Genomic DNA, 14,122 nt, shown 5'->3' with positions numbered 1-14,122 from the left:
CGCGGGGACGGACGAGCGCGACCGACCTACCCTGGGCACATGGCACGCTCACCCCTCACTCTAGCCGCGTCGGTCACGTCGGCTCTGCCTCGGGTCGGCGTCGTCGGGGTCGGGGCCCTCACCGAGGGATCGACCGGTCGCTACGACGCCGCTGTCGCCGACCTGGACGACGGCCGGCGCGTCGTCGTGCGGGTTCCCGCCGACCCGACAGCGGGGACCGAGCTCGCTGCCGAGGTGCGCGCGCTGCGCGCGCTGACCCCGGGTGTCCGCGGGCTCCTCCCCTTCCGCGCGCCGGAACTGCTCGGTGAGGCCGGGCTCGGCGACACGCGCGTCGTTGTCGTCGACTTCCTTCCCGGCTACCGGGTCGATGCCGCGCACCTGCCGGCCGGCCGCGGTGCGGCCACCTCACTGGGTGCGGCGCTGGCTGCCCTCCACGCGCTGCCGCAGTCGATCGTCAAAGGCGAGGGGCTCCCGGCCCGCACGCCGCCCCAGGTCCGCGCCGACGTCACGCGCCTCATCGAACGCGCGGTCGCGACGCGTCGGCTCCCGGTGAGTCTCGCGCGTCGCTGGCATCGCGCGGCAGACTCCGACGACCTCTGGCGCTTCGAGTCCGCCGTCGTGCTCGGCGGCGCGGGTGCGGCCTCGTTCCTGTTCGAGGACCTCGATGGAGTGCCCACGGTCACCGGCCTGCTCGAATGGCACGGCCTGTCGATCGGCGACCCGGCGACGGACCTGCAGTGGCTGGCGTCCGCGCCCGAGGCGGCAGACGACGTGTATGCGGCCTATGTGGCCGGCAGCGGTCGCGCCCCGGACGCCCGTGCACGTGAGCGCTCGCGCCTCTACGCAGAGCTCGAGTTCGCGAAATGGCTCGTGCACGGGAACGACGTGGACCGCGACGACATCGTCGCCGATGCCGTCGAACTCCTGGAATCGCTGGCCGCAGGGGTCGCGGGAGACGACATCGTGTCGGATGCCGCGCTCGACGTCGACGACGCCATCGCCCTCCTCGAACGCACGCCGGATGCGTCGCCGTCGACGGTCGACACCTCGATGCACACCGACGCGTACGATCCGGAAGAGCTCGCCCAGTGGGTGGCCGACGAAGCGGCAGACACGGGTCCGGTCCGGCAGAACGCCGCCCGCTTCGACACCGAGGAGCTCACCGAGGCCGACCTCGCCGCCTTCCGCGACGTGGTCCGCGACACCGACCGCGCTCCCGCCGCCTCATCGGCAGCAGCAGCGGCGCCCCATCCGTCCGACGACGTCTCCACGGCACCGATCGCGCTGCCGCACCTGGCGCCCGTGCAGCTCCCTGCGCCCAGGACGCACGAGGACGAGACGGGAACGGATGCCGCGGCCGAGGCGGAACGCGCCTCCGAGGCGGCGCTGCGCCGCTGGCGAGCGGACTGACCTCGCGTCGCCCGCCGCAACGCTCGCCGCGACGCTTGCCGCGCCGTTCGGTCTGCGACACGGCACTTTCGCGCTCCGCCGCCGTTCGGCTGCGCCGCGACACGGAGATGTCGCGCTCCGCGACAGCGCCGCGACGCTCGCCGCGCCGTCGGACGCCGACGCCCCACGCCGACCGCAGCGGCGGCTGCCCGGCCGGTGCCTCCGACGTCAGCCCCGCAGGATGACGTCCTCCGCGACGTAGTAGAGCGTGACGTCGATCTCGTCGACGGGGACGCCGTGCTTGGCGTGGTAGGCCTGGCGGTAGAGCTCGAGCTGCAGCATCCGCTCGTCCTTCTCGGCCGGGGTGCGCGGCGCGACCCCCGTCTTCCAGTCGACGATCTCGATACGGCCCCCGCGGTCTTCGCGCCGATACACGGCGTCGAGCTTGCAGATGACGATGTGCGGCAGCCCGTCCGGGCCGATCGTCGTGAAGTCGATCTCGGTCTCGACCTCGATCGGCTGCCGCGACGCCCATTCCGACGCGAGGAACCGCTCGCGCAGCGCCGCCAGCGCGGCGGCGTCCTCGACGGATGCCTCGGTGCCGGACACCTCTTCATCGGTCTCCCACAGCGCGTCGTCGAGGGAGCCGCCGAGACCGGCGCGTCCGGATCGCTGCTCGACCCAGGCGTGGAACAGCGTGCCGAGCCGTGTCTGCCGGAAGGGACGTTCCGGCATCGGCCGCGCGATACCGGCCAGGGTTCCTTCGAGGTCGGCCACGTACTCCTTGTAGCGCGATGCGGCGATCCGAGTCGGCGCGGTGTGCACCGGCCGCGCGCGGCGTGCGTCGCGTTCGGCGAGGAGCAGCGCCGCCTGCGGGTCGAGCTCTCCGCGCGGCGCGGCCGAGGCGGCCTCGACGGCGCGCGCCGCATCCTCGACCGACGCCCGGCGCCCACCGAGCGGATCGATGGGCCACTGCAGCACCCGGCGCTCCCCCTGGTACGGATCGTCGCCGGCCTCGTCGTCGGGCAGCGTCACGCCGAGCGCCTCGGCGATCTCGGTGAAGAACACACTCCGCGTGCGCGGGCGCTTGGTGCCCGACCACGTCGCCCCGGTGAGCAGCAGGTGGTCGCGGGCGCGCGTCACCGCGACGTAGGCGAGCCGTCGGTCCTCTTCGAGCTGCCGGCCCCGGTTCGCCTCGACGAACGCGTCGATCGCCCCCTTGAGCTCCTGCTGCGTCTGGGCGGACTGCCAGCCCAGGGCCGGCAGCCAGGCGGAGTCCCCGCGGAACGCGTACGGCAGCACCCCGAAGCCCAGCCAGGCCTTGGTGTCGCGCGGCGCGCTCGGCAGCTCGTCCTTCACGAGGCGCACGACGGCCACGGCATCCCATTCGAGGCCCTTCGACCCGTGGATGGTCAGCAGCTGCACGACGTCGTCCTCGGGAGGCTCGGTGCGTGGCGCGAACTCGTCGAGCTGCTCGGCGTGGTCGAGCCAGGCGAGCAGGCTGGAAAGCGAGCCGGTCTCGTCCGCCGCGAGGAACGCGTGGACCTCGTCGACGAACGCCCGCAGCTGAGCCGACGCGATGCGTGCGGGTCCTCGCGTCTCGTTCGCGGCGAGCTCGATGTCCAGGCGCAGCTCCAGTTCGATCAGCCGCACGAGTTCGGGGATCGGCATCCCACTGGCCTGCCGGAGCCCGGCGAAGACGGATGCGGCGTCGCGCAGCCGCTCGCGGGCATCGGGCGTGAATCCGGTCAGCCAGCCGTGGTCGGGCTTCTGTCGCAGGACGAAGTCGAGCGCGTCGACGAGCGAGCCGTCGTCGTCGCCGGCGCTGCCCCGGATGCGTTCGACCACCTCGGGAGCGAGCGGCTGGAGGGCGGTGTCGTGCCGCGCGAGGCGTCGCGAGAGCGCGGCCAGCTCCCGCAGATCCGGCAGGCCGATCGACCAGCGCGGCCCCGACAGGAGGCGGATGAGCGCAGAGCCCGCGGACGGCTCGCTGATGACCCGCAGGGCGCACACGACGTCGACCACTTCGGGCGTCGAGAGCAGTCCGCCGAGGCCGAGTATGCGATGCGGGATGCCGCGCCGCCCGAGCGCGTCGCCGAAGCGCACCATGTGCTTCTTGCTGCGGAAGAGGATAGCCCCGGTCGTGGGGAGGCCCTCCTGCGCGCGCTCCGCGCGCACCCGTGCGAACCACTCGGCCACACGATCGGCCTCGGTGTCGAGGTCGGCGTCGAAGCCGAGCTCGACGGCACCCGCCGGGACGCCGGGCCGTGCGCGCAGTTCCTCGACCGCGACGGTTCCGCCGGATGCCGCGAGCGGCGCGAGCACGGCGTTGGCCGCCGACAGCACGGAGGCGCTGTTGCGCCAGCTCGTCAGGAGCGCGTAGCGCGCGCAGGGCGAGCCCGGGGAGAACGCGTCGGAGAACCCGCCGAGGTTGCCGGCACTCGCGCCGCGCCAGCCGTAGATCGCCTGATGCGGATCACCCACGGCCATCACCCCGGTGCCCGCGAAGAGCGCTGCCAGCAGGTCGGTCTGCGCCACCGACGTGTCCTGGTACTCGTCGAGAAGGACGACGCGGTAACGATCGCGGAGGTCGTCCGCCACAGCGGGATGGCTGGCGACGACTTCGAGCGCGCCGGCGACCTGGTCGGAGAAGTCGATGACCCCGAGCCGGAGCTTCTCGGCGGCGTACCCCCGGGCCAGATCGGTCAGGAGCGCCAAGGCGTCGACCCGCTCCACCGCATCGGCGACGTCGGCGTAGACGGTCGTCCGCCGGTTGGTCGAGGGCAGTTCGCGGACCGTGCGGAAGCGCTCGGGGAACGCGGCGAGTGCGTCGAAGTCGACCAGGTTGTCGACGCCGTCGCGCGCGATCCGCAGCGCCGCGTCGACGATGGATCGGACCGCCTCACCTCGCTCCTCGAGGCGCGGATCGTCGGAGGCGAAGACGACCCGGCGCATGAGCAGCCACGCCGCCGACTCGGAGAGGACGGCCGCCTCGGCATCCCGCCCGATCCGCAGGGCGTGCTCGCGGACGATCTGGTCGGCGAAGCTGTTGTACGTCGCCACGGTCGGTCGATGCAGCAGCGCGTCGTCGGCCGAATCCTGGGCGGTCGCTTCCACCGCCTGTGCGAGCGCGTCGAGCAGCCGATGGCGTTCGGCGGTCGCGCGAGCGCCATCGGCGCCGGACCGCTCGAGCTCGCCGAACGCGGCGAGTGCTCCTGCCTCCGCCAGGCCCGGCAGCGCGGGGAGCAGGCCGCGCCGCTCGAACTCGGCCAGACGGGCGAGCCGCTTCTGGATGCGCTCGGCCAGTTCACCGGCCGCCTTGCGGGTGAAGGTCAGGCCGAGCACCTCGTCGCGACGGACGATGCCGTTCGCCACCAGCCACACGACCCTCGCCGCCATCGTCTCGGTCTTGCCGCTGCCGGCCCCCGCGACGACGAGAGCCGGCGCGAGCGGCGCCTCGATGACCGCCGTCTGCTCGACCGTCGGGGGGAACTGGCCGAGCGCCGCCGCGATGACCCGCGCCGACAGCATCGGGGTCGGCGCGACGGCGCCAGCGACCATCGGCTGCGTCGAAACGCCCTGCACGACGGTCACGAGGCGCTCACCGCGCCCACCGTGTGGATGCGGCACAGTCCGTACGAGTGCTCGTCGCGGCAGTGCTCCTCGTAGGGAGCGGTGAAGGTCTCGCCTCGCATGACCGCCACGGCGGTGCGGATCCGGCCGAGGAATGCATCCCTCCGCTCGTCGTCGAACGGTGGCTGCCACGGTGTCGCGTAGTCGGACTTCGTCGCGGTCGGGCGGAGGACGAGAAGCTTCGCGCCGCCCGCAGGGTGTCCGTTCGCCTCGGCGATCGCGCCGGACTCGAACGCCAGCTGGTAAGCCGCGAGCTGCGGGTTGTCGAGCACCTTGGCATCGGTCTGCGGCTCGCGCTTGCCGGTCTTGAGGTCCATGATGACCACGGTCCCCTCCGGCGTGAGCTCGACACGATCGATGTATCCCGACAGGATCACGCGGTGGCGGTCGGCACCGGTGGTGTCGGATGCCGGATCGGGAAGCGTCGCGTCCGGGCCCTGTGCGACCTCGCCGGCGACCAGCGGTATGTGCACCTCGAAGTGGGGCTCGGCCCCGATCAACGTGCCGCCGGCGTCGTCGAAGCGTCGGAGATACAGGTGCAGGCGGCGCACCAGGTCGCGCGCGCGTGTCTGCTCGGCGCGGTCACGCCAGGCGGCCTCGAATGTCAGCTCGCCCCACCGCGCCTCGACCTCGGCCCAGAGAGCCGCTTCGTCGTGGCCCGCGGCGTGCTCGAGAGCCGCGTGGATGATCGTGCCGAGGCCCGCGGTCGTCCCACCGGGGTCGCCGCCGAGATCTGCGATGACCCAGTTCAGCTCGCACTCCTCGAGGGCGTGCAGGCGCGACGGGGAGACGCGCACGTCCTCTCGCGACAGGTCACGGAGGGGACCGATCGACGTCGGACCGGAGACGCCGTACCACTCGCGTGGGGCGGCGCCGGCGACTCCGGCGTCCGCCAGCAAGGCGAGCTGTTCGGCGGCGCGTGCCGCGGAGGTCGCCCAAGGTCCCGCCGGTGGCGAGGCCGGGCGCGGCCCGGCCGCAGTCAGCGCCCGCGATCCCTGCTGGGTGAGCGTCCTCCGGTGCCGTGCCACGAGTCCGCGCAATGACACCGGATGGTCGAGCTCCAGCGGCTCGGGGTCGGGCAGCAGCTCGAAGAAGACGCTGGGGCCGGTGTCGTCGTCGTTCACGGCGGTCACGATCACCTGGGCCGTGGCGCGCGACAGGGCGCGCGCGAGCAGTCGCAGCTCGTCGTGCATCGCCGCGCGGCGGCGGTCGAAGGCACCCAGCGTCTCGCCGTCGGAGCGGGTGGCGGCATCCGCCAGTCGCCAGGTATCGAGCAGGCTCCCCCGCAGGCGCGTGTTGGGCCATACGCCGTCCTGCACACCGGCGACGACGACGGTGTCGAACTCCAGGCCCAGGGCGCCCGCCGGTGTCATGATGCGGACGCTGTCGTCGCGCGTCGGAGCCTCCAGGCGGTCCTCCGCGACGCCGCTGTCGAGGATCGACCGCACGAACACGCGCGGATCGGCGTCGAGCGAGCGCTCGACGAAACGCTTCGCAGCCTGGAACAGCGCGACCAGGGCGTCGAGGTCGCGATGCGCCTGCTCGGCCAGAGGGCCGTTCCCCCGCGCGAGCTCCGCCCAGGCGCGCGCGAGCCCGCTGCGGTCCCACGCCGTCCAGAGCAGCTCGTGGGCGGTCACGCCGCGGTCCAGGTCGTCGCGCAGCGCCTGGAGGGTGCGCGCGAGCGAGCCCGCGCGGCGTGCCTCGCGCGTGTCGAGCAGGTCGAACTCCAGCGGCTGCCGCATCGCCGACAGGACCAGGTCGCGCCCCGAGCGCTCGGCACCCTGCGCGCTTTCCGCCTCCTCCGCGTCGGCGTCGAGCACGCGCTGCAGCTCGGCATGGCGCAGTGCCGAACGAAGCCGGCGGAGCTCGATGACGTCGAGCCGCCCGTACGTGCCGACCAGCGCCGCAGACACGTCCTCGAAGGTCCAGTCGTCACGGGAGGCGAGTTCGACGAGCCGCAGCAGATCTGCCACCGGCCGCACCGCGCCGAGCGCCCGGCCGGGGCCGCTCGAGCGCGCGGGCACCTCTCTGGCCGACAGCTCGGCCTCGAGCGCCGCGACCTGTCGCGTGTCGTGGGCGATCACGGCGCACTCCCGCCACGGCACGCCGTCGTGCACGTGACGCTCACGCAGCACGCGGGCGACGGCGTCGTACTCCTCCGCCGTCGAGTTCAGGGTGAGCACCCGCACCGACGCGTCGGGCTCGGCGTGGGAGGCGGCGCCGCGATGCGCGACCACGCCGACCGCGCCGATGCGCTGGGTGACCCGCCCGACGAGCTCGCGCTGCCACCCGGTGCCGCGATGCCCTCCGGCGAGCACGTGCACCGCATCGAGCGACGCCGCCAGGCGTGCGAAATTCTCGGGCGTCGCGCCGCGGAACGAGCCGGAGCCCACATCGGGATCGCCGAACGCGAGCACCGCGGCACCGCGCGCGCGCACGGCTTCCAGCAGTTCGACACCGCCGAGCGTCAGCTCCTGCGCGTCGTCGACGAGCACCACCCTCACCCGGTCGACCGCAGGGCTGCCGGCCGGCGCCGTGCGCAGCAGGCCGACCGCCTCGCGGACGAGTCCCGCGGCATCCCGATGCGCGCCGCGCATGCCGTCCCGCACCTGCAGGTACTCGGCGAAGAACGAGGAGAGCGCGACCCAGGCGGGCAACTCGTGGCGCTCGCCGAGCTCGCGCAGGCGCTGCGGCCCGATGCCGAGCGTGGTGCATTCGGCGAGGAAGGTGCGCACTTCCGTGCGGAAGCCGGCGGTGCCGCGGATCGCCGTGCCGAGCCAGTCCGGCCAGCGCGCCGCACCCGCAGCCTCGTCCTCTTCGTCGCCTTCCAGGAGATCCCGGATGATCTGGTCCTCGTCGCCACCGGTGAGAAGCTGCGGCGGGTCGGCGTCGACGGCCACCGCGTGCGCCCGCACGATCTGGAACGCGTACGACGCGACCGATCGGGCGAGCGGACCGGTCGTCGCCACCTCGACGGCGAGCCCGAGCCGGTCGCGCAGGGCCGTCGCGGTCTGGCGGGACGGCGTGAGCACGAGCACGGTGTCGGGATCGACGCCCGCCTCGACGAGTGCCGCCACCCGGGCGACCAGCGTCTCGGTCTTGCCCGTTCCGGGGGCGCCGACGACGACACCCGATGCCTCGACGGGAAGGACCAGCACGGCCCGCTGCGACGCATCCGGCGCGTACGTCGCGCGCTGCTGGCTCCCCGGGGTCACCCTTCGACGGTAGCGCGCACGGCCGACATCGGCCGTTCGCCCAGAGCGTGTCCAGGGCGGGCGGATGCCGCTCCGCGGTGTCGTAGAGTTGCCATGCGTCCGGGGAGCCCTCAGCCTTTCGGCAAGTACACCGTCGCCCCGCGCAGGAGGTCAGTCACGTGGAGATCCGCATCGGCATCGCGAACACCGGCCGCGAGCTCAACTTCGAGACGAACGAGCCGGCGGCCGACGTGAAGAAGTCCGTCGCCGCGGCGCTCGACGCCGGCGCGACGCACGTGACGTTCGCCGACGCCAAGGGCAACTCGTACATCGTCCCCACCGCCGGCCTGGCGTACATCGAGCTCGGCTCCGAGGAGTCCCGCCGCGTCGGCTTCGTGGCCTGAGCGGACCCGCGACGTGCAGATCCTCATCGCCTTCATCGTCGGCGCGGCCGTCGGCCTCGGCATCCACTTCCAGCTGCACCAGCGCCTCACGCGCGGCGTCGTGCTCGCCCCGATGATCGGCGCGGTCTCGGCGGGCCTCGCGTGGGCGATCCTGACGTGGGTGGGCGTCGGCATCGACACCCCGTGGCCGTGGCTCGCGGCGCTGATCGTCCCGATCGTCGTCACCTACCCGGCGATCATCGCGATCTCCCGCGTCCGCGTCGCCCACGACGCGCGAGAGAAGACCAGCCTCGGGATCAGCTGACCTGGCGGAGCACTGCTGACGCCGGACCGACGCTGACGCGACGGACGAGAACGCCCGCGCAGTCGCGCGGCGTGTCACCGGCGGTTCAGGCCGCGAGGCCCATCGCGTCCATGCGACGCGAGTGGGCGGCCATGAGCTCGGTGAAGACGGGCTCGACCTTCTGCTCCTCGGCACGGCCCAGTGACATCGGCCGCAGCGCGGCGCGGGCGATGAGCAGGGTGTCGCCGACCAGCCGGCGGCCCCACAGCGCCAGCAGCGACTTCCACTCGGGGTCGCTCGCGATGGTCTCGGTGATCAGCTCCACGATGGCCTGCCGGTCGTCGTCGGCCTGGAGGATGCGGGCGACGCGGTCTCCGGTGTCGCCATAGCTCGCCGACAGCGCGAGGTAGAAGTCGTCGAGCATGCCCGCGGTGATGTGCACCGACAGCATCGTCTCCTGCGAACGGACCCCGTGCGTCGCCGCGCGGAAGCCGTCGAGCGGCTCGCGGAACGGCCGCATGATCGCGGTCGGATCGTCGCCGCGCTCGCGGATGAGCGAGACGAGCGCCTCGTGCTTGGTGAGCGCGGCGCCGGCGGCGCGCGAGACCGCCTCCTTCTCCCCGAGCTCCGGAGTCGTCTGGATCAGCTCGGTGAGCGTCTCGAAGAAGCCCAGCTGGAGGTAGGCGGCCTGACCGAGGAACGTGTCGATGTCGGGAGCGAGCTCCTCGAAGTCCACACGATTGCCGCCGCTCAGCTCGTCGCGCGAGCGCAGCTGCAGCTTGCGGCCCGTCTCCCGCCGCTGCCAGAACCACTTCACCATGCACGAAAGCCTACGAGGCGCCGGCCCGTACGTGTCCGCGCCGGATACCTCCGGTATCGTGGGTAGCGTCCCCGGCGTCGGATCGGGGCGCCCGCGCCTGTGGGAGAGAAGGGCGTGGATCGCACTTCCGCCCGCGCGGCGACCTCGACGAGGCCGGAACCGCGCCCGGGCAAGAACCCAGGCAGCATCTCACTGCCGGACAGGCACACATCGTGACGACCTTCGCCGAACTCGGCGTTGATCAGGACATCGTCGAGGCGCTCTCCGCAAAGGGCATCGTCGACGCATTCCCCATCCAAGAGCAGACCATCCCCCTCGGCCTCCCCGGCCAGGACATCATCGGCCAGGCGAAGACCGGCACCGGCAAGACCTTCGGCTTCGGCATCCCCGTCGTCCAGCGGCTCGGTCCGACACCGGCGCCCGGCGTCAAGGCGCTCATCGTGGTGCCGACGCGCGAGCTGTGCGTGCAGGTCTACGAAGACATGGACATGCTCACCTCGGGGCGCCCGACCAGCGTTGTCGCGATCTACGGCGGCAAGGCGTACGAGGGCCAGATCGACCAGCTCAAGGCCGGCGCTCAGATCGTCGTCGGCACCCCCGGCCGACTGATCGACCTGAACAACCAGCGGCTGCTCGACCTCTCGCACGCGACCGAGGTCGTGCTGGACGAGGCCGACAAGATGCTCGACCTCGGGTTCCTGCCCGACATCGAGAAGATCTTCTCGAAGGTGCCGGCCATCCGTCACACGCAGCTCTTCTCGGCGACGATGCCCGGCCCGATCGTCGCGCTGGCCCGCCGGTTCATGTCGAACCCGATCCACATCCGCGCGACCGATCCCGACGAGGGCCTCACGCAGGCCAACATCAACCACCTCGTCTACCGTGCGCACTCGCTCGACAAGGACGAGGTCATCGCCCGCATCCTGCAGGCCGAGGGCCGCGGCAAGACCGTGATCTTCACGCGCACCAAGCGCGCGGCGCAGCGTCTCTCCGACGAGCTCGGCGACCGCGGCTTCAACACCGCGTCGGTGCACGGCGACATGAGCCAGGAGGCGCGCGAGCGCTCCATGGCCGGCTTCAAGGCCGGCAAGAAGGACGTGCTCATCGCCACGGACGTGGCGGCGCGCGGCATCGACGTCGACGACGTCACCCACGTCATCAACCACACGATCCCCGACGACGAGAAGACGTACCTGCACCGCGCGGGCCGCACCGGCCGCGCGGGCAAGACGGGCATCGCGGTGACCTTCGTCGACTGGGAGGACCTGCACAAGTGGGCCCTCATCAACCGCGCGCTCGAGTTCGGGCAGCCGGAGCCCGTCGAGACGTATTCCTCCAGCCCGCACCTGTTCAGCGATCTCGACATCCCGGCCGGCACGAAGGGGCGCATCGTGACCGCCCCGAAGACCCAGGCCGTCCGCGTGCAGCCCGAACGGGCAGCGGATGCCGCGGCAGAGGTCGAGACCAACGGCCAGGCCCCGGGCCGCCGGCGTCGCCGGCGCCGGGGCGACTCCGAGCGTGTGGGCTCGACCTTCGAGCCCGTCGACGGCGGCGCATCGGCCTCGGCGGAGCAGAGCGGACCGTCGACCGACGGCGACCGTTCCACCGACGGCGGCGGGACCCACGACGGCGGCGGCAAGGAGCACCACGACGGAAAGCCCGCGCCGCGTCGGCGCCGTCGCCGTCGCGGCGGCAGCGGCGGAGGGTCGGCCCCCGCGGGCGGCGCCACCGTCGGCGCCTGATTCCTCTTCACCGGTCGCGGTGCCGTCGTACGGCACCGCGACCGCGCTATTGTGAGCGCAAGCGGCGCACGTGGTGCCGCAACCTCGCAGTCAAGAAAGGCGTATCGTGCACATCCTCGATGCCGTCACCACCGCATATGAGTACCAGGGCTTCTGGGGCTCCTTCTGGGACATCATCTGGTGGTTCCTCTGGATCTTCTTCTTCATGGCGTACCTGTTCGCGCTGTTCGCCGTCATCGGCGACCTGTTCCGCGACCACACCCTGAACGGGTGGTGGAAGGCGGTCTGGATCATCTTCCTGATCTTCGTCCCGTTCCTCACGCTGCTCGTCTACCTCATCGCCCGCGGCAACGGCATGGCCCAGCGCGGCGCGAAGCAGGCCGCCGAGCTGCAGAGCGCCCAGGACGCCTACATCAAGTCCGTCGCGGGCTCCGGCGGCACCAGCGCTGCCGACGAGATCGCCAAGGCCAAGGGTCTGCTCGACTCCGGCACGATCACGCAGGCGGAGTACGACGCGCTGAAGGCCAAGGCGCTGAGCTGATCACCTGAGCTGCGGCACGCACCGCACGGAGACGCCTCTGCCCGCCCTCACGGGTAGACAGGGGCGTTTCCCGTCGCCTGCTCGATGATGCGCGCGACCATGTCGTCGCTGGTGGTGTTCTCGCCCGGCTGGTTGGGCTTGCCCAGACCGTGGTAGTCGCTCGAGCCGGTGACGATGAGGTCGCGCTCGCGGCAGAGGTCGCGCAGCGTGGTGAGGGCCGGCTCCCGGTTCTCGCGGTGTCCGAGTTCGAAGCCGGCGAGGCCGGCATCCAGCATCCGCTCCATCAGCCGCACCGGCAGCAGGCCGGCCCGGCCGGCAGGATGCGCGATGACGGGCACTCCCCCGGCGCCGGCGACGAGCCGCACGGCGGTCACCGGGTCGGGTGCGTACAGCGCGACGTAGTAGTCGCCGCCTGGGCTGAGGATTCCGGCGAAGGCCTCGGCACGGTCGCGCACGAGGCCGCGGGCCACGAGCGCGTCGGCGATGTGCGGCCGCCCGACGGTCGCCCCGTCGCTCGTCTGCTCGAGGATGTCGTCCCACACGAGGTCGTAGTCGCGAGAGATCCGGTCGGCCATGAGCCGGGCGCGATCCAGCCGCGATGAGCGGATGCGGGTGGTCTCGGCACGCAGCGCCGGGTCGTCGGGATCCGGCAGATACGCCAGCACGTGGACGCTGCGCCATTCGTGGCGGGCCGAGAGCTCCATGCCCGCGATGAAGGTCATGCCGAGCGATGTCGCGGCGTCGGCGGCCTCCGCCCATCCCGAGGTGGTGTCGTGGTCGGTGAGCGCCGCCGTCCGCACCCCGTGTCGATGCGCGGACGCCATCACCTCGGCGGGAGGCTGCGTACCGTCGGAGTTCGCGGAGTGCAGGTGCAGATCGCTCGGTCCTTCGAAGCGCTGAGCGCCGGTGTCCCGAGGCTCCGCGCGCCGCGTCGGCGACGTGTGGAGCGGGCGTCGGGACGATCCGGGCATCCTCCGAGCGTAGCGCGGGCGCTACCACGCGCCACGCCCGGTGCGCTGACGGATCTCCCAGCCTGCTCGCATAGAGTCGCGGACGTGCTTCGCCTGCTCGGGATCCTCGTGACCGTGCTGTGCGCGATCGCCGCAGCGGTGCTCACGTTCCCCGGCTTCTTCCGTGTCGAGCGCATCTACCCGATCGCCCAGATCGTGTCGTTCCGCGGCATCCTCGCGCTCGCGTTCGCCGCGGCCGCCCTGCTCGCGCTGCTTCTCGCCATCGCGCGGCCGATCCGGCCGCTGGCCCTGTCGATCGCGCTCGTCGCCGGGATCGCGACGGTGGCGAACGTCGCGGTCCTGTCGGCTCGCGGCGGCCTCGGCACCGACCCGCTGCCTGCCAAGACCGACGCCAGCGTCCGGGTGATGACGTGGAACACGGCCGGCCCGGCCACGCCGCCCGAGACCATCGCGAAGATCGCCGTCGCGATGGATGCCGACATCGTGGCCCTGCCCGAGACCACCATCGAGACCGGTGAGAGCGTCGCGCTCGCGATGCGCGACCTCGGCCACCGGATGTGGGCGCACCACGCCTCGGATCCGTCCACGGAATGGGATGCCGGATCCACGACCCTGCTGATCTCGCCCGACCTGGGCGACTACGCGGTCATCGAGTCCTCCCTCGACGGCACCAGCAACACCTCCACCGTGCCGAGCGCCGTCGCGATGCCCGTCTCGGGCGAGGGCCCCATCGTGGTCGCCGTGCACGCGGTCGCGCCGAGACCGAGCTATATGCAGAGCTGGCGCGACGACCTGCAGTGGCTGGCGGACCAGTGCGGCGACAGCAACGTGATCATGGCGGGCGACTTCAACGCGACCGTCGACCACATGACGGGTCTGGGGCTCGACGGCGCCACCCTCGGGCACTGCACCGACGCCGCCGTCGAGACGGGCAACGGAGCGCTGGGCACCTGGTCGGCCGACCTGCCGGCCGTCCTCGGCGCGCCCATCGATCACGTGATGGCCACGCCCCAGTGGCGCGCATCCGGGTCGCTGGTGCTGCGGTCGCTCGACGACTCCGGATCCGACCATCGCCCGCTGATCGTCCAGTACGAGCCGGCCGGCTGAGCCTGTCTCGCAGCCGCCCGCGCGTGCGAGACTGGGAC

General features: G+C 72.4%; 10 protein-coding genes. 6 read left to right on the top strand and 4 right to left on the bottom strand.

Annotated features, from left to right (window positions below; genetic code table 11):
* Positions 1-39: 39 nt before the first annotated feature.
* Positions 40-1,410, top strand: coding sequence for an aminoglycoside phosphotransferase (locus MRBLWS13_RS00440; RefSeq protein WP_349427129.1), 1,371 nt, complete (start codon positions 40-42; stop codon positions 1,408-1,410).
* 207 nt (positions 1,411-1,617) lie between these two features.
* Here the strand turns inward: MRBLWS13_RS00440 and MRBLWS13_RS00435 are convergent, their stop codons facing one another.
* On the bottom strand, positions 1,618-4,920 hold the full coding sequence (locus MRBLWS13_RS00435) for an ATP-dependent DNA helicase (RefSeq protein ID WP_349428943.1): 3,303 nt from the start codon (positions 4,918-4,920) through the stop codon (positions 1,618-1,620).
* 59 nt (positions 4,921-4,979) lie between these two features.
* Positions 4,980-8,237: an ATP-dependent DNA helicase gene (locus MRBLWS13_RS00430; RefSeq protein ID WP_349427127.1), complete on the bottom strand. Its 3,258-nt coding sequence runs from the start codon at positions 8,235-8,237 to the stop codon at positions 4,980-4,982.
* 158 nt (positions 8,238-8,395) lie between these two features.
* On the opposite strand from MRBLWS13_RS00430, the gene MRBLWS13_RS00425 reads away from it, so the two are divergent.
* Positions 8,396-8,620 (top strand): DUF3107 domain-containing protein, encoded by a 225-nt coding sequence (locus MRBLWS13_RS00425; RefSeq protein WP_045296833.1) that lies wholly within the window; start codon positions 8,396-8,398, stop codon positions 8,618-8,620.
* A 13-nt stretch (positions 8,621-8,633) separates the two neighbouring features.
* A complete protein-coding gene (locus tag MRBLWS13_RS00420; protein ID WP_349427126.1) occupies positions 8,634-8,924 on the top strand; it encodes a hypothetical protein in 291 nt (96 codons plus the stop codon).
* 85 nt (positions 8,925-9,009) lie between these two features.
* Here MRBLWS13_RS00420 and MRBLWS13_RS00415 read toward each other — a convergent pair whose 3' ends face one another.
* On the bottom strand, positions 9,010-9,723 hold the full coding sequence (locus MRBLWS13_RS00415; RefSeq protein ID WP_349427125.1) for a ferritin-like fold-containing protein: 714 nt from the start codon (positions 9,721-9,723) through the stop codon (positions 9,010-9,012).
* Positions 9,724-9,935: 212 nt separating this feature from the next.
* Between MRBLWS13_RS00415 and MRBLWS13_RS00410 the strand changes: the two genes are divergently transcribed.
* Positions 9,936-11,465 carry a DEAD/DEAH box helicase gene (locus MRBLWS13_RS00410; protein WP_349427124.1) on the top strand — a complete coding sequence of 510 codons (1,530 nt, stop codon included), beginning with the start codon at positions 9,936-9,938 and terminating at the stop codon, positions 11,463-11,465.
* A 106-nt stretch (positions 11,466-11,571) separates the two neighbouring features.
* Positions 11,572-12,006 (top strand): SHOCT domain-containing protein, encoded by a 435-nt coding sequence (locus MRBLWS13_RS00405; RefSeq protein WP_349427123.1) that lies wholly within the window; start codon positions 11,572-11,574, stop codon positions 12,004-12,006.
* Between the two features lie 47 nt (positions 12,007-12,053).
* Here MRBLWS13_RS00405 and MRBLWS13_RS00400 read toward each other — a convergent pair whose 3' ends face one another.
* A complete protein-coding gene (locus tag MRBLWS13_RS00400) occupies positions 12,054-12,977 on the bottom strand; it encodes a PHP domain-containing protein (RefSeq protein WP_349427122.1) in 924 nt (307 codons plus the stop codon).
* A gap of 84 nt (positions 12,978-13,061) precedes the next feature.
* On the opposite strand from MRBLWS13_RS00400, the gene MRBLWS13_RS00395 reads away from it, so the two are divergent.
* A complete protein-coding gene (locus MRBLWS13_RS00395; protein ID WP_349427120.1) occupies positions 13,062-14,084 on the top strand; it encodes an endonuclease/exonuclease/phosphatase family protein in 1,023 nt (340 codons plus the stop codon).
* The last annotated feature ends 38 nt before the right edge of the window (positions 14,085-14,122 follow it).

Origin of the sequence: Microbacterium sp. LWS13-1.2 (assembly GCF_040144835.1) — a bacterium.
Lineage (GTDB): Bacteria > Actinomycetota > Actinomycetes > Actinomycetales > Microbacteriaceae > Microbacterium.
The sequence above is the reverse complement of the archived record's forward strand: the minus strand, read 5'-3'. Positions and strand labels throughout refer to the sequence as shown.